Source organism: Micromonospora sp. NPDC047756, assembly GCF_055587245.1.
On the sequence record NZ_JBVJGQ010000003.1, the window covers coordinates 88,371 to 108,538 of the forward strand.

The 20,168-nt window shown below is 71.5% G+C and carries 16 protein-coding genes; 1 reads left to right on the top strand and 15 read right to left on the bottom strand.

Annotated features, from left to right (window positions below; genetic code table 11):
- Positions 1-160: 160 nt before the first annotated feature.
- The 9 genes from ACZ6NZ_RS09860 to ACZ6NZ_RS09900 form a co-directional block, all read right to left on the bottom strand.
- Positions 161-1,423, bottom strand: a complete 1,263-nt coding sequence (locus tag ACZ6NZ_RS09860; protein ID WP_465857538.1) for a hypothetical protein — start codon at positions 1,421-1,423, stop codon at positions 161-163.
- Positions 1,420-2,322 carry a sulfotransferase domain-containing protein gene (locus ACZ6NZ_RS09865; RefSeq protein ID WP_366611856.1) on the bottom strand — a complete coding sequence of 301 codons (903 nt, stop codon included), beginning with the start codon at positions 2,320-2,322 and terminating at the stop codon, positions 1,420-1,422. Before ACZ6NZ_RS09865 ends, ACZ6NZ_RS09860 begins: the two co-directional genes overlap by 4 nt.
- Before the next feature lie 8 nt (positions 2,323-2,330).
- Positions 2,331-3,902 (bottom strand): lipopolysaccharide biosynthesis protein, encoded by a 1,572-nt coding sequence (locus ACZ6NZ_RS09870; protein WP_465858401.1) that lies wholly within the window; start codon positions 3,900-3,902, stop codon positions 2,331-2,333.
- 56 nt (positions 3,903-3,958) lie between these two features.
- The gene (locus ACZ6NZ_RS09875; protein WP_465857540.1) at positions 3,959-5,251 is read right to left on the bottom strand and encodes an O-antigen ligase family protein; all 1,293 of its coding nucleotides are present in this window, start codon (positions 5,249-5,251) and stop codon (positions 3,959-3,961) included.
- 68 nt (positions 5,252-5,319) lie between these two features.
- The gene (locus ACZ6NZ_RS09880) at positions 5,320-6,918 is read right to left on the bottom strand and encodes a lipopolysaccharide biosynthesis protein (protein WP_465857542.1); all 1,599 of its coding nucleotides are present in this window, start codon (positions 6,916-6,918) and stop codon (positions 5,320-5,322) included.
- Complete coding sequence (locus ACZ6NZ_RS09885) at positions 6,911-7,426, bottom strand: acyltransferase (RefSeq protein WP_355009213.1); 516 nt, start codon at positions 7,424-7,426, stop codon at positions 6,911-6,913. Before ACZ6NZ_RS09885 ends, ACZ6NZ_RS09880 begins: the two co-directional genes overlap by 8 nt.
- A 132-nt stretch (positions 7,427-7,558) precedes the next feature.
- The gene (locus tag ACZ6NZ_RS09890) at positions 7,559-9,496 is read right to left on the bottom strand and encodes a hypothetical protein (RefSeq protein ID WP_465857544.1); all 1,938 of its coding nucleotides are present in this window, start codon (positions 9,494-9,496) and stop codon (positions 7,559-7,561) included.
- 221 nt (positions 9,497-9,717) lie between these two features.
- Positions 9,718-11,424, bottom strand: coding sequence for a glycosyl hydrolase (locus tag ACZ6NZ_RS09895; protein ID WP_366611745.1), 1,707 nt, complete (start codon positions 11,422-11,424; stop codon positions 9,718-9,720).
- A gap of 225 nt (positions 11,425-11,649) precedes the next feature.
- A complete protein-coding gene (locus ACZ6NZ_RS09900) occupies positions 11,650-12,480 on the bottom strand; it encodes a shikimate dehydrogenase (RefSeq protein WP_465857546.1) in 831 nt (276 codons plus the stop codon).
- Between the two features lie 269 nt (positions 12,481-12,749).
- Here ACZ6NZ_RS09900 and ACZ6NZ_RS09905 point away from each other — a divergent pair, with 269 nt between their 5' ends.
- Complete coding sequence (locus ACZ6NZ_RS09905; RefSeq protein WP_366611748.1) at positions 12,750-13,181, top strand: peptidoglycan-binding domain-containing protein; 432 nt, start codon at positions 12,750-12,752, stop codon at positions 13,179-13,181.
- Positions 13,182-13,293: 112 nt separating this feature from the next.
- Here the strand turns inward: ACZ6NZ_RS09905 and mltG are convergent, their stop codons facing one another.
- From mltG to ACZ6NZ_RS09935, 6 genes are all read right to left on the bottom strand, one after another.
- Positions 13,294-14,487, bottom strand: coding sequence for an endolytic transglycosylase MltG (mltG, locus tag ACZ6NZ_RS09910; RefSeq protein WP_465857548.1), 1,194 nt, complete (start codon positions 14,485-14,487; stop codon positions 13,294-13,296).
- Positions 14,487-14,945, bottom strand: coding sequence for a Holliday junction resolvase RuvX (gene ruvX / locus ACZ6NZ_RS09915; protein ID WP_124857577.1), 459 nt, complete (start codon positions 14,943-14,945; stop codon positions 14,487-14,489). Before ruvX ends, mltG begins: the two co-directional genes overlap by 1 nt.
- A 72-nt stretch (positions 14,946-15,017) precedes the next feature.
- Complete coding sequence (alaS, locus tag ACZ6NZ_RS09920; protein ID WP_396794548.1) at positions 15,018-17,696, bottom strand: alanine--tRNA ligase; 2,679 nt, start codon at positions 17,694-17,696, stop codon at positions 15,018-15,020.
- A complete protein-coding gene (locus ACZ6NZ_RS09925) occupies positions 17,693-17,998 on the bottom strand; it encodes a hypothetical protein (protein ID WP_366611752.1) in 306 nt (101 codons plus the stop codon). Before ACZ6NZ_RS09925 ends, alaS begins: the two co-directional genes overlap by 4 nt.
- 30 nt (positions 17,999-18,028) lie before the next feature.
- Positions 18,029-18,493: a DUF948 domain-containing protein gene (locus ACZ6NZ_RS09930; RefSeq protein ID WP_124823092.1), complete on the bottom strand. Its 465-nt coding sequence runs from the start codon at positions 18,491-18,493 to the stop codon at positions 18,029-18,031.
- Between the two features lie 149 nt (positions 18,494-18,642).
- Positions 18,643-19,338, bottom strand: coding sequence for a hypothetical protein (locus tag ACZ6NZ_RS09935; RefSeq protein WP_366611858.1), 696 nt, complete (start codon positions 19,336-19,338; stop codon positions 18,643-18,645).
- Positions 19,339-20,168: the final 830 nt, after the last annotated feature.

A 20,168-nucleotide genomic window follows, 5' to 3' on the forward strand; every position in this document is an offset into this window, starting at 1 on the left:
CACACGATTCCCGGTCGTTGAATAGCGCGACCGGCCGAGATGGCGATCTCCACAGCGGGCGGTGCGGTGCACCGAACGTCCGAGGTCCATCGATCGTCATCACCACCTGCGATTATGTCGTCACTCTGCGGCGTACCGTCGTCGCCGCGATTCCTCCAGATCAGCCGCTATGTCTTTTCTCGATGACGTCCAGGAGTGCGGGATGCAGAGCGGCGTTCCAGCCCGCCCCCGCGTCGGCCAGCCGCCACGTCCGCAACCACATCTCCACCAGGTACGCGTCGGCGACGAGCCGGCGCTGCGCGGCGTCGAGACCGAGCCGCTCGCCGTGCCGGCTCAAATGTCCGTCCACGGCCGAGGCGGCGGCGTCGGCCGGCTCCCCGCGCAGCACGAGGGCCCGCTGGAACGCGTCGTGCGCCAGGTCGAAGCCGACCGGCACGTCCGGCCCGCTGTGCTCCCAGTCCCAGGCGACCAGCCGGCCGGCGTGCCAGCCCAGGTTCCACGGCACCCAGTCACCATGCCAGTGACCGAACTCGACGCTGGTGTCGCCGTGCCGGCGGGCCAACGCCGAGACCGCGGCGACCGCCCGCGCACCGGCCGGCTCGGTCGCGGCGGCCCGGCCGGCCTGATCGGCCAGCCGGCGCAGGAAGGTCGAGTCGACCAGCGGTCGAGGTGTGCCCGCCGGGCCACCCCGCCGGGCGACCGCGAGCAGCGCCGCGATCCGGGGCGGGTCGTCCACCGGCACCCCGCGTACCGCCGGAGGCAGCGGTTCGATCACCGCGACCACCTGACCCGCCCAGGACGTCTCGGTGAGCAGCCGCGGCGGCGTCGGATGGTCGGCGACGCCGACCACCTCGCGGAGCGCCCGCAGCGCCGCCGCCTCCGCGCTGACCAGCGCGCGGGTCGCGTCGTTCCAACCGATCTTCGCGTAGCCGCGCGCCCGCCCGTCGGCGCTGAAGAGTTGCAGGGTGGGCTTGCCGTTCGGGTCGGGTGGGCGGACCCCGAACGCGGCCAGCAGCGGCGTGTCACCCAGGTCGGCGGAGAGCCGCTCGCTCAGCAGCAGCTCCGCGGCCGGCACCCCGGCCGGCACCGAGACGGTCAACGTGGGAAAGGGCGCGAGCCCCGCCCGACCGAACCGGGCCAGCCCACCCAGCACCGCCCGCAGCGCGCGCACCTTCGGTGGCCGCAGGGCGTTGTAGGCCAACAGGGACGCCGCCCCGGCCCGGGGCGCGCCCAACGGCACCAGGAACCGGGCCCGGGCGACCGAGGGCACCACCGCGTACCGGGCCACCGTCCGGTGACCGGCCGGCGGGACACCGGCCACGGTCAGGCCGACCCGGTCGTCCGGGAAGACCGCGCGGCTCACCCAACCCAGGCCGTCCACCCGCGAACGCGGGTCGGTGGCCGGGTCCACTCCTGTCGTCACGCCGCCCGGTCCGCCCAGTCGAGGTCCAGCCCGAGCCGTTGCCGCAACGCGTCGTTGTACGGCCGGTAGTACTCGGTCAGCTCGGCGCGCACGTCCGGCTCCAGCGGTGCCGAGCGCCGATCGTTGTAGACCTTGAAGTTGGGCAGGTCGTACGCCGGCAGACCGAGGAAGTCCAGGGTCCGTCGGTAGGTCGCCCGCGAGTCGCGGTACAGGTCCTCGCTGGGCAGGAAGAGGATCTGCCCGGCGTCGAAGCGCTCCAGCCACGGCTCCAGGTGCTCTAGGTAACGCCCCCGGGCCCGGTACGTGTACCAGTCGTACGGCTCGCTGAACGACTCCGGCTCGGCTATCAACCGTTCCCGCTCCCCCGCCGTGCGTTCCGGCTCGGCGGCGAGGGCGGCGGCGAAGTCCAGGGGTTCGATGCCGTGGGTGCGGCGTTCCTTCCAGTGCGAGTACGCCCGCTCCACCGGGTCCCGCAGCAGCACGATGAGCTTCACCGACGGCATCAGCGCGGAGACCCGCTGCGCGGCGAGCGGGTGGAACATGTACAGCGGGGCGGCCTCACCGACCCGGACCGGCCCGCCGTGCCGCTTGGCCAGGGCCTCGCGCTGCCGCTCGGTCGGGAAGTGCGAGCGGTACCAGGCTTCGCCGCGGCCCCAGTGCTCCTCGAAGTAGTGCGCCGACTTGGTGTTCCACGCGGGGAAGAGCCGGGGCACCAACGGGTGCTGGATGAGGTAGTTCCACAGGGAGGTGGTGCCACCCCGTTTGGTCCCGATGATCAGGAAGTCCGGCAGCGGCCGGCGGTCGCTGGTGCGAACGCCGTAGTCGACGAGCGACTCCTTCACCCGGGTGGTCACCTGGGTCGGAACCAACTGCTTGACCCGGTCACGGATGGACACCACGACGAACCTCACCTGCCTCTCGTCGATGCCGAGGTGGGTGCGGCCGCGGCCGCGTTGCCCCCTCCACGGATCTGCCTCATGGTCCCCCGGATGCCGGCGCGCACCCGGGGCAACGTCAACATGCCGACGCAGCCGGTCAGCAGCACCGCCAACGCCACCGCGAGGCCGGGCAGGCCGCGACCGCCCACCAGCACGCCGGCCCCGGCGGCCAGGCCCACACCGGCGATCGTGGCCGCCGCGGCACGCACCATCGCGGCGTCGAACAGCGGCTCCCGAACCACCGACCGGGCGAACCCGGCGGCGGTGAGGTTCTCGGTGGCGATGCCGGCCGCCCAGGCCACGGCCGCGCCCGTCGCGCCGTAGCGGGGGATCAGCCAGAGGCCCAGCGAGACGGTCACCGTCAACCCGGCGACGGTGGCGACCAGGTGCAGCCCGCTGCGCCCGCCCATCAGCAGCAGGCTCTGCACGTTGCCCACTCCGGTGTTGACCAGCATCGCCAGCGCGAGCACCGTCATCGCCGGCACACCGGCGGTGAATTCCGGCCCGAACAGTTGAAGGAAGGCCAGCGCGAAGACCGCCAGCAGCAGGTACACCGGCCAGGACAGCACCAGGCCCCAGGTGGTCAACTGCCGGTGCACGGCCGCCGCAGCGGCCCGCTCACCCCGCCCGAGCAGCCGGGACAGCTGCGGCGACACCGCCACCCGCAGCCCCTGCATGGCCAACTGACCGGCCAGCACGTACCGCCCGACGGCGCCGAAGACACCGGCGTCCGACGGCCCGGCCAGCACCGAGGTGAGCAGCACACCGATCCACATGTTGCCGGCGTCGATCGCCGCCGAGGCGGCCCGGGGCAGCGCGAAGCGCCAGAACGTGGACCAGTCGGCGCGGTGCGGTCGCAGCGCCGCACCCCGGCCCAGCCCGAGCGGGCCGGCGACCAGGGTGAGACAGGCCAGCAGCGCCAACGCCGCCGGCACCAACCAGCCGGTCATGCCGGCCAGCAGACCACCACCGGCCAGGGCGGCGGCACCGACCAGCACCGGGCGGGCGACCGGCAGCAGCAGGAACTGCACCCCGACGTACGCCCGGATGGGCCGTACGCAGCGCAGCGCGGCGAGCAGCAGGGTCATCGCGACCACCACCGGCACCGCGGCGAACGTGGCGGTGAGCAGCGCCTCGCCGTTGGTGAGGGAGTCGCCGAGCAGTCGGGGCGCGAGCGCGTCGGCGGCGAGCACACCCGCGCCGGCGACCACGAGCGCGGTCAGCAGCGGCGGGATCAGCGCCACCGGGAGCACCCGGGCCGCGTCGCCGCGTGCCCCCGCAGTGCGCCGGGGCAGCGCCCACATCAGGCCGGTCTCCGCGCCGAGGGTGCAGATCGCGGTCGCCACGGTGACGACCCCGATCGCGGCGAAGAACGCGCCCGAGCCGGTCGTGCCGTACCCCCGGGTGATCACGACGGCCAGGACGAACCCGAACAAGCCGCTGGTGGCGGCGCCGAGCAACCCCGCGACTCCGCTACGGGCGCTGCGGCGGGTCTCGGCCGAGCCGGTGTCCCCGGTGGGCGAAGCGGCCTGATCCTCGATCGGGGTGTGCGTGGGCCGGCCCTCGTCGGCACCGGCCGACGGTCGGGTCGCGGCGGTCACGCGGGCACCGGCGCGGTTCGCGCGGACGTCGGCGACGGCCCGGACGGCCGGATCAGCCGTTCACGTTCGGTCAGCGCCATCGCGAAGGCCACGGCGAAGAACGCGACGGCCAGGTTCTGGTTCGCCATGCCGTAGAACGGGACCTGCACGAGGCAGACCACCGGCACCACCGCCAGCCACTGCCCGGCCGCCGACGTCGCCCGCGCGCAGATCACCGCCGCGGCGACGAACCACGCCAGGAAGCAGATCAGCGCGGGTACGCCGTGGCTGAACAGCACCATCCACAACTGCCCCTGGGTGCCGATCGGCGCGGCCGCCGACACCGTGTCGACGTTCACCGGAGCCCCGTAACCCAACCAGGGCGACTCCTGCACCCGGCGGATCACCTCGGTGTAGAGCGAGAGCCGGTCGGTGTTCGTGTCGCTGGAGTCGACCCGCTTGCTGATCAGCTCGGTGATCGGGATGAACAGGGTGGCCAACCCACCGATCACCACGACCCCGACGATGGAGGCGGCCACCCGGACGTTGCCGCGCAGGCTGGCCCGCACCCCGAGCACCGCCAGCCCGGCGCCGAGGCTGAGGAACATCGCCCGGTTGAGGGTGAGGAACGCCGGCGCCAGCGACAGCGGCAGCGACGCCAGCAGCGCCCAGCGCAGCAGCCCCTGCCGGCGCAGCATCGCGAAGGCCACCACGCAGGGCAGGGTCATCGCGTACGCGCTGCCGTAGTTGTTGGTGTACGCGAACGGCGCGGCCGGTCGAAAGATCGGGTTGAGCGAACGGGCGCTGTATTCAGCGGTGGTGAGGTGCACCATGTCCTGGATGAACGGGGTGCCGGCCACCCCGCCGGGCAGCAGCACCTCCATCGGGGTCGTCATGGCCAACCGGGGCACGAGCACCCCGAGCCAGCCCAGCGCCACCAGCCCGAACCAGAACGCGCAGAGCGGGGTGAGCACCGCCACCAGGCTGGCGCGTTCCCGGGCGGCAGCGTAGACGTAGACGCCGACCACCAGCGCGGTCAGGTAGAAGGCCAGCCGCAGGGCGAACGTGAGCAGCGAGGCGGGCGACGACAACTGGGTGGCGCTGACCACCACGATGGCGAGGAAGAGCAGCCAGATGCCGACCGCCGGCGGCAGCGGCACGCGCCCCCGGGTCAGCAGCAACGCCAACAGCAGCGCGCCCAGCAGCGGCCAGCCGAGGTAGAACGCGCCGAGCAGCCACCAGAGCGGCACCAGGCCGAACATCATCGACAGCGGCCAGAGCGGCAGTAGCGGCGGCGCGGCCGGCGGCACCGGCGCGGGCTCCCGCGGAGCGCCTCCGGGTGGTGGTTCGGTCGCCGGGGCGCGGGTCACCGACACGCTCAGGCCCGGCCGTTTCTGGTGAGCACGAAGCCCAGCGGGGTGACCCCGGCGGCCCTCAGCCGCTCCACCAGGCGCCGCAGGTCGCCCTGCCGGGTGCGGTCACGCTCCACGACCACCACCGCGCTGCCCTGCCGGGCCACGGCCACGCCACGCTCGTCGGATTCGGCCGGCGGGGCGTTGAACAGGACCAGGCCGTGGTCCGCGCCCTGCCGCCAGGTGCCGAACCGGACGCTGCCCACACCCACGACAACCTCGTCGGGAGTGACGACGCGGCTGTTCTCCGGGCGGGCGGACGCCACCCTCGGCAGCGTCAGGGTGGCGTCGGGGTCGGTGGACGGGCGGGCGCCGGGCGGGTGCGGGGAGGGCCGACGGGCCGGCGTGCTCTCCGTGGCGGCAGCGGCGGCCGGTGTGCTGCCGGCCGGCCGGGGCTTGGGCACCAGCGGCCGGGACGGGTCGATGGGCAGCCGCCCCCGGTCGGCGAGAACGCTGGCTCGTAGCCGTTCGATCCGCCCGCTGTCGTCGGCGACGAAGACCTCCCGGCCGTCCACCGCCAGCGCCACGGCGAGACCGGCGGTGAGCCCGGTGGCGTCCTCCCGGGCGGTGACCAGCGCCACCCGGGCCGGCTGCCGGACCCGCTCGGCGACCGCCATCGCCACGTACCGGATGTCCGCGTCGACGGCCCGGGGGCTGCCCCGGAACGCCGGCCGGCGCACCGTGCCGAGCAGCGGCAGGCCGGAGGCCTCCCGGCCGTCGGCGACCGAGCGGACCCGCCGGTCGGTCGACTCCCAGAGGTACGCCAGCACGATGCCGACCAGCGCGCCACCGAGCAGGCCGGCGACCAGGTAGAGCGGCCGGTGCCCGGCGGAGGTGACCAGCGCCTTCTCGGCGGTCTGGGTGACCCATCCGGGGTTGACGTCGACCGCCGCGATCTCGGTACGGGCGGCGTTGAGCTGGGTGAGCTGGTTGTTGATCCCGGCCAGCTCGGCCACCAACGCGTCACCGGCGGCGGTGTCCTTGGCGGTGTTCGCCCGCTTCTGCAAAGCGGTCTGCTGGGCGGCGACCTTGGTGATGCTGGCGTCGTAGGAGCGCAGCATCTCGGCGCGCTGCTGCTCGTACATGCTCCGGCGGACGCTCAGGTACGCCTCGGCGGCCCTGTTGGCGCTCTGCACGGCCTGGTGCGCCTCGCGCGCCTGGTAGGTGAAGCGCAGGATCTGCCCACCGGTGGGCACCTCGACCTCGAGCGCGTTACGGATGTCACGCGGGTCGCCGCCGGCCGTTTCGGCGAGGCGCTGCACCACCTCGGTGCCGGTGGCGATGCCGCTCTCCACGTTCATGTTGACCGCGCGGTCGGCGCCCGCGCCGCTGGGGGTGAAGGCGTCTGTCACGACCGGCCGGACCGCGACCACCGCGCTCGCGGACAGCGCCGCCGGCACCAGCAGCACGTAGCCGAGCGCGGCGAGCAGACCGACCATGGCGACCGCCCCGACCAACCGCAACCGGTGCATCGGCACCCGCAGCAGGTCGGTCAGTGTCACGGAACGCGAGGTGCCGGAGGACGGGCCGTCCGTGGTCCAGGGGGCGGGCGCTGCATCAGTCATGGAACTTCTTCACCGTCTGTTGAGGATTGCCGACGACCACGACGCCGGGCGGTACGTCCGTGCGGACCACAGTCGCCGCGCCGACGACGCTGTCCCGGCCGACCCGCACGCCCTTCAGGACCAGAGCGTGCGCGCCGACCCAGACGTTGTCCTCGAGAACGATCGGGGCACGGGTGAGCGGGCCGGGCGGCGCGTGCCGCTGCTCGGGGGGCAGGTTGTGGAAGTCGTTGTCGAGCAGTTCGCAGTCCGACAGGAGGCACCGGTCCCCCACGGTCACCGACGTCCAGGTGCCGATCCAGGTGGCGTTGAGCAGACAGTCCGCGCCGACGCGTACCTCGCCGGGGCCGGCGAAGCGGACGAGTTTGTTCAACCGGGTGCGGTCACCGATGGTCACCCGCACACCGCGGCGCAGCCGGATGCGGCCGCGGATCTCCACGTCCCGACCGAGCGTCAAACGTCGGTAACGGAGCTGATACCAGCCGCGTTTGACCGCGAAGACCAGACGCACCGCGCGTCTCGTTCGGATGCCACCGGCGCCGAGCAACGACCCTCCCCCACCGTCGCGGGCCGGCGGCGGTGCGTACCCGCCACCGGCCCAACGTGAACAATCTACCGATGCTCCGTTACGAACGGTTGACCCTTACTGTACGGAGAAGAATGTCGATGGGGTAGACCAGGACAACTCGGGCGTTGCGCTGCTGATGACCGTCGCCGTGGTGCCGTTGACCACCGCGCTCGGCGCCGCCGTCGGGTCGAACGGCAGGCTCCGCAGCGCGCCGTCAGTGGAGCCGTAGACGATCCGGCCGCCGACCCAGGCCATCCCCCGCACCGTGGACCAGGTCACACCGGTGGTCGGCAGGGCGAACTCGGTGGCGCCCAGGTAGTTGCCGTCGATCTCGAAGTAGCGGTAGTAGAGGTTGTTCGCCCCGGTACGGGTGTAGTAGAGCCGGCCGTCGAGGAAGAAGGCACCGGTCAGCAACGCCGGGTTGTACCAGTCGTTGTAGCCGGATGCCTCCCACGGCGAGCCGATCGCGCCCCCGTTGAAGAGCGAGATGTCGATCCGACTGCCGGTGGGCGTGCCGGCCACCGTGTGCGACCAGTAGATCCGGTCGTCCACCCGCCACGTCGCGCCGGCCGCCGTGTACGCGGGCTGGCTGACGCTGGTCGCGGTGCCCAGCTCGGTGCCGTTGAACGGCACCTTCGCCAGGGTGCCGGAGGCGGTGCCGAGGTAGAGGTTGCCGGTGGTGGCCGACGGCGGGTTCTTCGGGGTGAAGGTGCGTCCGCCGGCGAGCGGGAACATACCGAGCCGGCCGTGGTACTCCTCGCCCATGCCGTCGGAGTTGTGCCCGAAGTAGAGGCCGTCCGAGCCGCGCCAGAGCACCGGCACCGACGAACCCCAGTTGCTGGTGCCCGACGGCATCGAGGCGCTGCCGCTACGGCGCGGGTTCCAGTTCACCGGCATGCCGGTCGCCGGAGTGACGGCGGCGATGCCGAGCCGGTCGATCGCGCCCGAACCCGCGTTGTCACTGGCGTTCGGGTTGTTCAGCCAACGGAAGTGCCCACCCAGGTAGATGACGTTGTCCGCCACCTCGACCGAGGTGATGGTGTCGTTGCCGGTGTAGTCGACCCAGGTGGCGAGCTGGCCGCTGCCCCGCGCGGCGGTCTCGAAGCGCACCAGGGCGTCGCAGTACGCGGCCGGCCAGCCGGCGCCGCCGTTGGTGCCGATCACGAACCAGCTGCCGTCGCCACCGAACTTCACGTCCTGCACATAGTGCACGAAGGTCGTCGGCGAGGCGCACGGCGCCACGAACTTCTCGCTGCTCCAGTCGATCAGCGCGGGGGTCGCGGAGACGTCCACCAACGCGATCTGGTTGCGCGGCAGGTCGTTGACGAGGGTGAAGTTACCGCCGACGACGAGCGTGTCGCCGTCGGGCGCGACGTCGATGGTCCAGACGTACGACGTGGTGCCGTGCCGCCCGACGGTGGCGTCGATGCTGAAGCTCGGGTCGATCGCGCCGGTGGTCGCGTTGAGCCGGCCGAGCCCGGAGTGCGCGGTGCCGTTGAGCCAGTTGAACGCGCCGGCCACGTACAGCCAGTTGCCGTGCAGCGCCAGGTCACGGACGGTGCCGCCGTCCGAGCGCCCGACCCAGCTGTCGACGATCGCGCCGGTGGACGGGTTGAGCGCCACCAGGTTCTTCCGGGAGACGCCATTGACGTTCTTGAAGGCGCCGCCGACGATCAGCGTGCCGCCGGGGCCGGCGAGCAGGGTGTTGACCGCGCCGTCGAGCACCGGCAGGAAGGTGGTCGACATGGTGCCGGTGGTCCGGTCGTACGCGAAGAGGTAGCGCTGCGTCACCCACGCGGAACTGGCGGTCTGCCGGAGCTGGGTGAAGCTGCCGCCGACGAAGACCGAGTTGCCCACCTGCGCGAAGGCACGGGTCTCACCGTCGCGGGCGTGCGGGGTCGCGTCGGCGGGGTTCGCCGACACCAGAGTCGCCGTGGCCGGGGCCGGCACCACCGCGGCCGACGCGGTCGTGGGCACGCCCAGAGCTGCGGCGATGATCGCCAACGCGACCATCCCCGCCCGAGTACGACGTCGTCCTGCAAAACGCCACAAGTGCGAGAGTTTGGGCACGCTGCGCCTCCAGATTGGATGAGAACCCGAGGTAGCGTGCCTCGTCCAGCCTGGTAAACAAAATCCGCCGATTGGGCGGTGCATGAATCCGCAAGCCGACAGAACGCCGGAGGATCGGCTGCGCGACCCCCGGCGAACGTCGTCCGGTCAGCCCGTTTCGAACGTCAGCGGTTACCTCCGGTGGGTTGCCGCAGGTAGGGGTCCTGGCCGGCCTTCGCGAAACCGGCCACCGCCGCGGCGTCGTGGTTCATCGTCATGTCGCAGGTCGACGTGCGGCTGGTCATGCCGGCCGAGTTGAAGTAGATGGCCGCCTTGATCTTCGGGTGCTCCTTCAGCGCCGCCGGGAACTCCTGGAACCAGCGCTGCTTGGCGCCCAGGTCGGCGGAGTTGAAGTTGGTGCCGAACTCGGCGAGCATCCGGGGCTTGCCCGCGCCGATGCCGTTGTCGTCCAGCCACCGGTAGAAGCCACCGACCGTCGTGCTCGGGCTCTTCCACACCGTGCTGCCGTTGCAGACGTGGAAGTTGTACGGGTCGTACGCCACCCAGTCGACGTACCGGTCACCCGGGTACAGGCCGGCGTACCGGGAGTAGTGCCCGGACCAGCCCATCATCGTCCAGACCCAGACCGCGTTGGTCGCGCCGGCGTCGGCGAACCGCTCGTGGACGTAGCGCCAGGCCCGCACGAAATCGGCGTCGCTGCCCTTGTTCGGCTCGTCCTCCGGCTCGTGGTCGAAACCGATAAAGACCGGCACACCGGCGGCCTTGATCCGGCCCGCGACCGCGTCGATGGTGCCGTCCTGCTTGCCGCCGTAGACGTCCGACCACTTCAGGGTGGTGCCGGCGGAGAAGTCCCGGGACTCCCAGGCGAAGAACATCAACCGGCCTTCGCGCATCTGCTGCTGCTCGTACATGTCGGGGAAGGCGCCGTTGCTGCCGGCGTTGGAGAAGTCGTGGTAGCGGTGCACGATGTCGAACTTGCGCCCGACCTGAGCCTCCACATCGGAGACGGCCTTGCCGTGGTCCCAGCCGCCGGACGCGCCGGCGGGCGAGTACATGCCCCACCAGGCGCCACAGGACGGGACGAGCTTGTCCGAGACGGAACCACACTTGCCGGACGGCAGGGTGCCACTGGCGCTCGGGGTCGCCGTCCGGGTCGGCGCGATGGTCGGCGACGGCTTCGGCGCGGCGGTGGTCGGCGACGCGCTCGGCGACGGCGGCGGCGCCGGCCGGGTGGGCGTCACCGGCGACGGTGGGGACCCGAGGTCGTAACTGATCAGCAGGCTGGGTCGCAGGTCCGGGTTGCGGTTCTCGACCGACGCCCAGTAGATCCGGCTCTCCAGGCCGCTCTGCGCCAACGAGACCGTCCAGGTGCCGTTGCCGGTGACCAGTTTGGAGACGTCCCACTCGTTGAAGCCCTTGGACACGCTGGTCACGCTGTCCAGTGCGGCACCGGCCGGCGTCAGCGGCGGCCGCGACTCGCGGGCGCTCAGCGGCGAGGCGTGCGCCGTCACCGTGGCGGCGAACTGCTGCCAGGCGTGCACCCGCAGCGTCGCCCGGATGTTGACCGCGGTGGACGGCACGGTGGTCACCGCGAACTCGATGACCGCCTCGCGGCCGCCGCGCGGGTTGCCGTCGCAGCGTGCCGCGCAGGTGGCCAGCGTCGACTTGGCCGCGTTGTCACCGTCCTGCGACACCGCGGTGGCGGTGGTGTCGGCCGCCGCCCGGATCGACAGGTCGTCGCTGGCGAGCAGCGGCATCATCGTCGCCACGATGCCGGCCACCACCGAACCGCCGACCACGCCGATGGCAATCGCCTTACGCCGGGGCCCGGAGCGGAACCGGGTGATGCGGTGCAGTCCGTGCCTGGTCAAGGAAACTCCCTGTGTCTGCGTCCGTAACGGTGAGCAGCGTATCGATGACCAGGACATGTGGCAGGTAGGACAGTTTTCCGTAAGCGCGTCTTAACCGTCAGCTAAGAAACCGCCACAGGCGCGACCGGAGCCCGCCCCACACCTTGCCCGTGTGGCACGCGCGGAGTCAACGGATCCGTGGGAAGCCACCAGCCGCCGGGACGTCGGGGCTGCCTGTCCGGGCCGTCAGCCGGCGCGGGCGGCGGTCAGCGCGGCGGCCATCGCCGCCGTCGGCGCGGTCACGCCGGTGAACTGCTCGAACTGCCCGACCGCCTGAGCCAGCAGCAGATCCAGACCGGAGACGATCCGGCAACCGGCCGCGTCGGCGGCCGTCGCCAACGGCGTCGGCCACGGATCGTAGAGCGCGTCGAAGACCACCGCGCCCGACCGCCAGGCCACCATGGCGGCCAGTGGGTCGGCCACCCCCTTCGGCACCGTGGACACGACCACGTCGGCAGTGCCCAGCCGCCGGGGCGCATCCGCCCACGAAGCGGGCGTCAGCGCGACACCCACCGCGTCCGCCACCGGGCGCAACTCGTCGACCGCCTCGGGTCGGCGGGCCACCACCGTCACCGACAAGCAGGCCAGTTGAGCGGCAGCGGCGAGCGCGGCGCGGGCCGTCCCGCCGGCGCCGAGCACCGTCACCGCGGCACCGGCCGTCACACCGGCGTCGGTGAGCACCCGCACCATGCCGGCGACGTCGGTGTTGTCCGCGTACCAGGAGCGGTCCGGACGGCGTACCAACGTGTTGGCCGCGCCGACGGCGGCGGCGACCGGCGACGCGGCGGCGGCCACGGCGAGCGCCGCCTCCTTGCCCGGCATGGTCACCGACAGCCCGGCCCACTCCGGGCCCAGGCCGGCGACCAGATCCGGCAGCTCCGCCGCCGCACACTCGATCCGGGTGTACGACCACCCGGTCAGCCCGGCGGCGACGTAACCCGCGGTGTGGATCACCGGGGAGAGGGAGTGCGCGATCGGCTTGCCCAGCACCGCGGCCCTACGGGTCGACACGGTCACCGCCGGTCGCGGCCGATGGCCCGGTCACTGTCGACATCACTTCCCCGCTCTCGGCCGCACGTCGGGATCGACCCTACCCAGCACCCTCGCCCGGGCACCAGGCAACGGGCTCACCGATCGCCCCGCACGACCGGGTTATTACTTGACCCCCATCGACGTTGGTGAAAGCATCCCCGAGGAGGCAAGCGCCGATCGAATAAGGGGAAACCTTGAACAAAAGCATTCTCCGCGCCCTCATCGCCATTGCTGCGGCTTTCAGCCTTTCGCTGATGGCCGCCGCACCGGCGCGGGCGGACGCCGCAGCGGGCAGCTGGTCGGACAACCACCAGCTGTGCAATTCCAGCTCCTGCGTGCGCGGCGGCAACATCGTGCGGCTCTGGCAGGCCATCATCTGGGCCGACGACCTGAGCGGCACCGTCGGCACCAGTTTCATCGACGGGGAGTTCGGCTCCAACACCGCTGCCAAGACCAGGACCTGGCAGGACGTGATGAACATCGGCATCGACGGCTCCGTCGGGCCGCAGACCTGGGGCAAGGCGTACGGCGCGGTCAACCGCAACACCGGGTTCGACACGAGCACCCAGACCGGTTACTTCTACTACGGCTACAACCGCACGTTCGGTCTGCGCAAGCAGAACAGCAACGGCGTGTGGACGTTCCTCAACCCGCGCACCGGCACGTGGACCGGCACCAGTCACTGACAATGACGCAGTAATTGCACGTCAGAACTAAAAGCGTAAAGGCTCCCTTCCCGGCAGCGACCACAATTGTGGGCGCAATGGGGAGGGAGCCTTTACGGCGTGAACCGGTCGGTCAGATGATGCCGGCCTCCCGAGCCTTGTTCTCGTTGCGCCGGTGCTGCTCGTACGTCTCGGCGAACTCCGAGTGGCCTTCCCTGTCGATGGCCACGAAATAGAGCCACTTGCCGGTCGGCGTGTCCATCGCCCCTTCCAGGGCCTGCTTGCCCGGGTTGTTGATCGGGGTGGGGATCATGCCCGGCAGCTTGCGGTTGTACGGGTTCTTCGGGTCGTCCAGCTCGGCCGCCGTCATCTGCTTGGACGACTTGGTCGGCTTGCCGATCGACTCCAGGTAGTAGTTGACGGTGACGTCCATCTCCAGGCAGTTGCACGGGAACTCGCCGTACGCGCGGTTGTAGGCGACCCGGGCGACCTTCCCGAGGTCGTCCTTGTTGCCCGCCTCGGCCTGCGCCAGCGATGCCACGATCAGCGCCTCGTACGGGCTGACCTTGCGTTCCTCCTGCACCCGGTCGGCGAACTTCATCTCACCGGTCACCGAGAGGAAACGGTTCACCATCAGCTTGAGGATGCTGTCGGCGGTGGACTTCGGCGGGATCTCGTAGGTGTCCGGGAACAGGAAACCCTCGATGGACTTGACGCTCTTCTTGCCGTCGCCGCGCGTGTACCACCAGTCCGGGACGCCGAGCCCTTCCGGGTCCTTCGCGGCGGCCTGGAAGTTCTTGACCGGGATCTTGGTCTTCTCGGAGAGCAGCTTGTAGATGTTGAAGCTGGTGCGGCCCTCGGGGATGGTCAACCCGTTGACGATCTTGTTCTTCAGGTCGAGCATCGCGGTCACCGCGTTCGCGCCGCTCATCTGCTTGCGCAGCTTGTACGTGCCCGGCTGGATGTTCTTGCTGCGCGAGTTGGCCTCGGCCGCCTCGATGAACGCCTTCTGGCTCTTCACCACGTCGGCCGCCACGAGGGCGTCGGCCATGTCGGCGAGCAGCGCGCCGGCCTTGATCTCGACGGTGATCTCACCGGCCCCGCTGCCGTCGTAGTCGGGGGTGACGAAGTAGTTCTGGATACGGTCGAAGCCGTAGAACGCGCCACCGCCGATGCCGCCCAACAGGAGCAGGGCCATCAGCAGAGCCAGGAAGGTCTTGCCCCGGCCGCCCCCGGACCCGCTCTTGCGCTTGCGGAAGCCGCGCCGGTGCCGACCCTTCTCCCCCCGCTCCGCATCGTCGAACCCAAGATCCAGATCGTCGATCATTACGTCCGCCTCCGCTGCGCGTCCAGCCAGCTCTGCAGGATCTCCACCGCGGCCGCCTGATCGACAACCGCACGTTGACGTTTACCTCGGACGCCACGCTCGGCAAGCCTACGAGAAGCGACCACGGTCGACATCCTCTCGTCAGTGAGCGTTACCGGGACAGGCGCTATCACATCGACCAGTCGGTCAGCGTACGCCTTCACATGGGCGGCCGCAGGACCGTGCTTGCCGGCGAGATTGACCGGAAGACCGACGACAACCCCGACCGCCTCATGTTCGGCCACCAACGCGGCCAACTCGGCGAGGTCGCTCGGCACCGCATCCGGCGCCGCTGTGAGATCGCGGGCCAGCGTGACCAGCGGCGTTGCCAAGATCCCGTCCGGATCCGAGCGGGACACGCCCACCCGCACCTGACCGACATCCACACCGATCCGCACACCGCGCGTCAACTCAGCCACCGACGGTCACCACCGGCCGGGTACGAACCAGGGCGGACCAATCGGCCCGCCCTGACTCACAGTGATGATCCGTCACGCTTCGGTGATCGCCTTCTCGACGGTGAGCAGCAGGTTCGGCGCCTCGGCCGCAGGCAGACCGCCGCCCTGGGCCAGATCGGGGCTGCCACCGCCGCGCCCGGAGAACGCCGCCTTCACCAGATCCGACGCGGCCAGGCCCCGGCTACGCGCCGCCGCGTTGACCGCGACCACCAGGGACGCCTTGCCGTTCGACCGCGCCGCCACCGCGACGACCGCCGGCCGCGCCGGGTCGATCTTGCCGCGAATCTCCTGGGCCAGGGTGCGCACATCGTTACCAGCCGCACCCTCCGGCGCCTCGGTGCCCACGTACGCGACCCCGCGCACATCCTTGGCCTGCGCCGCGAGCGCCGCCGCGCCACCCAGCACCAACTGGGCGCGCAGCTTCTCCAGCTCCTTCTCGGCGTCCCGAAGCTGGGTGACGGTCTGCTCCACCCGGTCGGCGACCTGATCGTTGGGCACCCGGTACAGCTCGGCCAACCGCGAGACCAACAGGTGCTCCTTGGCCAGGAAGCCGAAGGCGTCCATGCCGACCAGCGCCTCCACCCGGCGGACACCGGAGCCGATCGACGACTCGGAGAGGATCTTCACGAGGCCGAGTTGGGCCGAGCGGGCCACGTGCGTGCCGCCGCACAACTCCCGGGCGTAGTCACCCACCTCGACGACCCGCACCTCCTCGCCGTACTTCTCGCCGAAGAGCGCCATCGCGCCGATGCGCCGCGCCTCCTCCAACGAGGTGATGAAGGCGTGCACCTCCAGGTCGGCCAGCAGCACCTCGTTGACCTGCTGCTCCACGTCACGCAGGACGCTCGGCGACACCCCGGTCGGGGTGTTGAAGTCGAACCGGAGCCGACCCGGAGCGTTCAGCGACCCGGCCTGCGTGGCCGACTCTCCGAGGAAGTTGCGCATGGTCTGGTGCACCAGGTGCGTGGCGGTGTGCGACCGGGAGATCGCCCGACGCCGCGTCGTGTCGATCTCGGCGAAGCCGGCCTCACCGGCGCGTACCTCACCCCGGATCACCCGGGCGCGGTGCACGATCAGGCCGGGCACCGGCTGCTGGACGTCGAGCACCTCGACCTGCCCGCCGCCAACGGTGATCATGCCCTGGTCGGGCTGCTGACCACCGCCCTCGGCGTAGAACGGGGTCGTGTCGAGGACCAGCTCGATGGTGTCGCCCTCGGTCGCCGCCTGACGCGGGCCATCGGCGCCGAGCAGCGCCCGCACCGTCGACTCGCGGGACACCTCGCCGTAGCCGGTGAACGTCACGGGGCCACCCGCGTCGAGCACCGACCGGTACGCCGACAGGTCGACGTGGCCGGTCTTGCGGGCCTGCGCGTCGGCCTTCGCCCGGGTGCGCTGATCGGCCATCAGCCGCCGGAACCCCTCGTCGTCGACGCTGAGGCCCTGCTCCGCGGCGATCTCCAGGGTCAGGTCGATCGGGAAACCGTACGTGTCGTGCAACTGGAACGCCTTCGCCCCGGACAACGCCGAGCCGCCCGCCGTGCGGGTCTCCGCGATCGCCGTGTCCAGGATCGTCGTCCCCGCCCGCAGCGTGGACAGGAACGCCTCCTCCTCCGCGTACGCGTAATCCGCGATCCGGTCGAAGTCGGTCGCCAACTCGGGGTACGACGGGGCCATGCAGTCCCGCGCCACCGGCAGCAGTTCGGGCAGCGCCCGCTCCTGCCAGCCCAGCAGCCGGATCGACCGGATCGCCCGACGCATGATCCGGCGCAGCACGTACCCGCGGCCCTCGTTCGACGGGGTGACCCCGTCACCGATCAGCATCAACGCCGTGCGCACGTGGTCCGCGATCACCCGCAGCCGCACGTCGTCCGGGTGCGACTCACTCGCCACGTGCCCGGAGTGCGCCCCGTAGCGCTTACCGGTCAGCTCCGCCGCGCGGGCCAGGATCGGCCGGACCTCGTCGATCTCGTAGAGGTTGTCGACACCCTGCAGGATCGACGCCATCCGCTCCAGGCCCATGCCCGTGTCGATGTTCTTCGCCGGCAGGTCACCCAGGATCGGGTAGTCCTCCTTGTTGGTGCCCGGCCCCCGCTCGAACTGCATGAACACGAGGTTCCAGTACTCCATGTACCGGTCCTCGTCGACCGCCGGGCCGCCCTCGCGGCCGTACTCCGGGCCCCGGTCGTAGAACAGCTCCGACGACGGACCGCACGGCCCGGGAATGCCCATCGACCAGAAGTTGTCCGCCTTGCCCCGACGCACGATCCGCTCCGCCGGCACACCCACCGACCGCCAGATCTCGTACGCCTCGTCGTCGTCGAGGTAGATCGTCGGCCAGATCCGCTCCGGATCGAGCCCGTAACCACCCTCGGCGATCGGCTTCGTGGACAACTCCCACGCCAGCGGAATCGCACCGGCCTTGAAGTAGTCACCGAAGGAGAAGTTGCCGTTCATCTGGAAGAACGTGCCGTGCCGGCTCGTCTTGCCGACCTCGTCGATGTCCGGGGTACGGATGCACTTCTGCACACTCACCGCCCGCTGGTACGCGGGCGTCTGCTGACCCAGGAAGTACGGCACGAACTGCACCATGCCGGCGTTGACGAACAGCAGGTTCGGATCGCTGATGGCGGGCAGCGGAGCGGACGGCACCACGGCGTGCCCATTCGCCTCGAAATGCGCGAGGTACCGCCGCTTGATCTCCGCCGTCTTCATCGCTCGTGTTCCTCCGGAAAGATTTCTCGATCGCCGATTCGCGGGTCTTCCCGCAGGTCGGCGAACTTGTCGTCGAACGCCTCGCCCTGGGCGAACGCGTGGTGGATCTCCTGCTCGCGTTCGGCCATCCCGACCCGGACGTCCTCCACGAAGTTACGCAGCGACTCGACGAGCCCGCCAGCGGATTCCGTCAGTGAGCTGGCGATGCCCGCCGGCGTGTACGCCTGCGCGGTCCGGGTCGCCTTGCGGACCACGATCACACCGACGGCCACCCCGATGCCGAGCCAGAACAAGCGCCTCATGTCCCGCTACCTCCTGGTGCGCCGGGCCGGTCAGCTGTTGCCGCGTCGCGCGGCCCGACGCTGCTGCTTGATGGTGTCGCGCACCTCGCGCTCGGTCTCGGCATGCCGGCGGCCGGCGGCGGCCTTGCGCACGCCGTAGCCGAAGGCGGCCACCTTGACCAGGGGGTTCGCGGCCGCGGCGGAGACGACGGTGGCCAGGTTCGCGACGTTGGCGGTGACGTTCTGCGCGTGGCTGGTCATGGTGTCGACCTTCGCCAGCTGGAGGTTCACGCCGTCGAGCGAGATCTGCACCTGCTCCAGCGCGGTGTTGACGTTCTTCACCGTGGTATTCACGTCACCGAGCAGCGGTGCGGTCCGGTCGTTCAGGTCGTTGATCATGCGGGTGGTGGCGTCAACCGTGTGCCGCAGCCGCAGGATGGGCAGCGTCAGGATGAGCACCAGCACCGCGAACGCGGATGCCGCGATCAGCGCCGCTATCGCTCCAATGTCGCCCACGCCTGTCCTCCTCAAGCAGAGTTCCGCAGGACCCGACGTCCCCGGAACGCACAACCATGCCACCCGTACCGGCCGCCGAGCCGTCGACGCTCACCGGTAGCGGGCGTGCCCGCCAGCCCCAGACCCTACCGTCCGTGATGGAGACCGGCTCAGGACGGTGAGGGTGTCTGCTCACCCAGCGGATCCGCACTGACCGTCGGGAACGGATCCTCACCGGTCAGTGACGGGTCGGTGGTCGGCTGCGGCCTGGTTCGCTCGTCGTCGATCGCATTGCGCACCTTCACCGACACCAACGAGCCGGTGCACTCGGTCGCAGCGGCCGACGGGTCGCCGGACGGAACGATCGCCGGCTCGCCGTCCACCGGCGGCGGCACACAGGTCGGCTCGCGTACCCACAGGTCGAGGGTCAACTCGTCGCGACGCCAGCAGGTGTAGCTGCCCTTCGTCTCCTGCTCTGGGCAGCGGGTCACCTTCCACGGCTGCCACCCGTCCCGGCGCAGCGCGTCCTCGTAGACCTGTGCCGTCTCCTTGGGCGCCTTCTCCGAGGTCACCGTGCGCTCACGCAGCCGGCAGTCGAGCAGGCACCAGCGGCTGCCGCTGACGTCGTCGACCGTCTTCGCGGCCGCCCAGCCGGGCACGCCGAGCTGGTCCAGGTTGTCGAAGACCGGGTCACGGCTCAGCGTCCGGAGCCCGAAGAAGAGCGGAACCGCGCCGAGCAGCACGACGCTGACCAGCACCAACGCCGCCGCGCGCAGGCGACGACGTTCCCGGGTCTGCCGGCGTTCCTCGGAACGGGCACCCGGTGCGGCGTCGTCGTCCGGCGCGTCCTGACCGGCCGAGCGCAGCGCCGGCCCGTCGGCGGGCTCCGGTTCCGGCCGGTCCACCGGACCGGCCGCGGCGGGCACCGCGGCGGCGGCGCGGGCCACCCCGACGGGCTCGCCGGCGCGTCCGGACGGCGGCACGGGCGCGACACCGCTCGGCTCGGCACGGCCGGGCTCCCGATTCGGCGGCAGGGCACGGCCGGCGGCGCGGTCGGCCGGCAGTGGTCGTCCGGCCGGCACCGCACCACGGGCCGGGCCGGGCTCACCGGTCCGGTCGTCGGCTGGCGGTTGCCCACCGGGTGGGCGGACAGCGGCACGAGCCGGACCGTCCGGACGGGTGCGCGGCGGACCGTCGACACCCGGCGGCACGGCGGCACGGGCCGGACCGTCCGGACGGGTACGCGGCGGACCGTCCGGACCCGGCGGCACGGCCCCACGAGCCGGACCATCCGGACGGGTCGCATCCGGGGGTGCCGCATCGCCACCCGGGCCGGGACGCAGTGGGCCGTCAGCGCCACGTCGCCCGGTGCCGGGCGCCGGCGCGTCGCCCGGAACGGGGCGGGCCCGCCCGGGTGCGACGGATCGGGCAGCGCCACGAACAGCGGGACCTGCGCCGGGTCGACCGCCGGCGTAGGGGTCGTCGCCGTTGTCGCCCGCTGTCCCCGGTCGACCGGGGACAGCCGTACCGTCGGGGCCCGGCTCGGCCGGTCCACGCCGTCGTCGGCCGATCGGATCCGGGGCGGGCGGTGCGTCCGGGCCAGGCCCTGCCACGGCACGGCCGCGCCGAACGGTGGGGTCCGGAGTGGGGGGCACCGCAGCGGCGCCCCGCCCACGGGCGGGCCGGTCACCGGGCT

Bases quoted from the DNA above. Each gene is read 5' to 3' on its own strand.
- ACZ6NZ_RS09880 (WP_465857542.1), bottom strand. From the start codon at position 6,918: ATGACTGATGCAGCGCCCGCCCCCTGGACCACGGACGGCCCGTCCTCC.
- ACZ6NZ_RS09890 (WP_465857544.1), bottom strand. From the start codon at position 9,496: ATGGTCGCGTTGGCGATCATCGCCGCAGCTCTGGGCGTGCCCACGACC.
- ACZ6NZ_RS09905 (WP_366611748.1), top strand. From the start codon at position 12,750: ATGGCCGCCGCACCGGCGCGGGCGGACGCCGCAGCGGGCAGCTGGTCG.
- mltG (WP_465857548.1), bottom strand. From the start codon at position 14,487: ATGATCGACGATCTGGATCTTGGGTTCGACGATGCGGAGCGGGGGGAG.
- alaS (WP_396794548.1), bottom strand. From the start codon at position 17,696: ATGAAGACGGCGGAGATCAAGCGGCGGTACCTCGCGCATTTCGAGGCG.
- ACZ6NZ_RS09925 (WP_366611752.1), bottom strand. From the start codon at position 17,998: ATGAGGCGCTTGTTCTGGCTCGGCATCGGGGTGGCCGTCGGTGTGATC.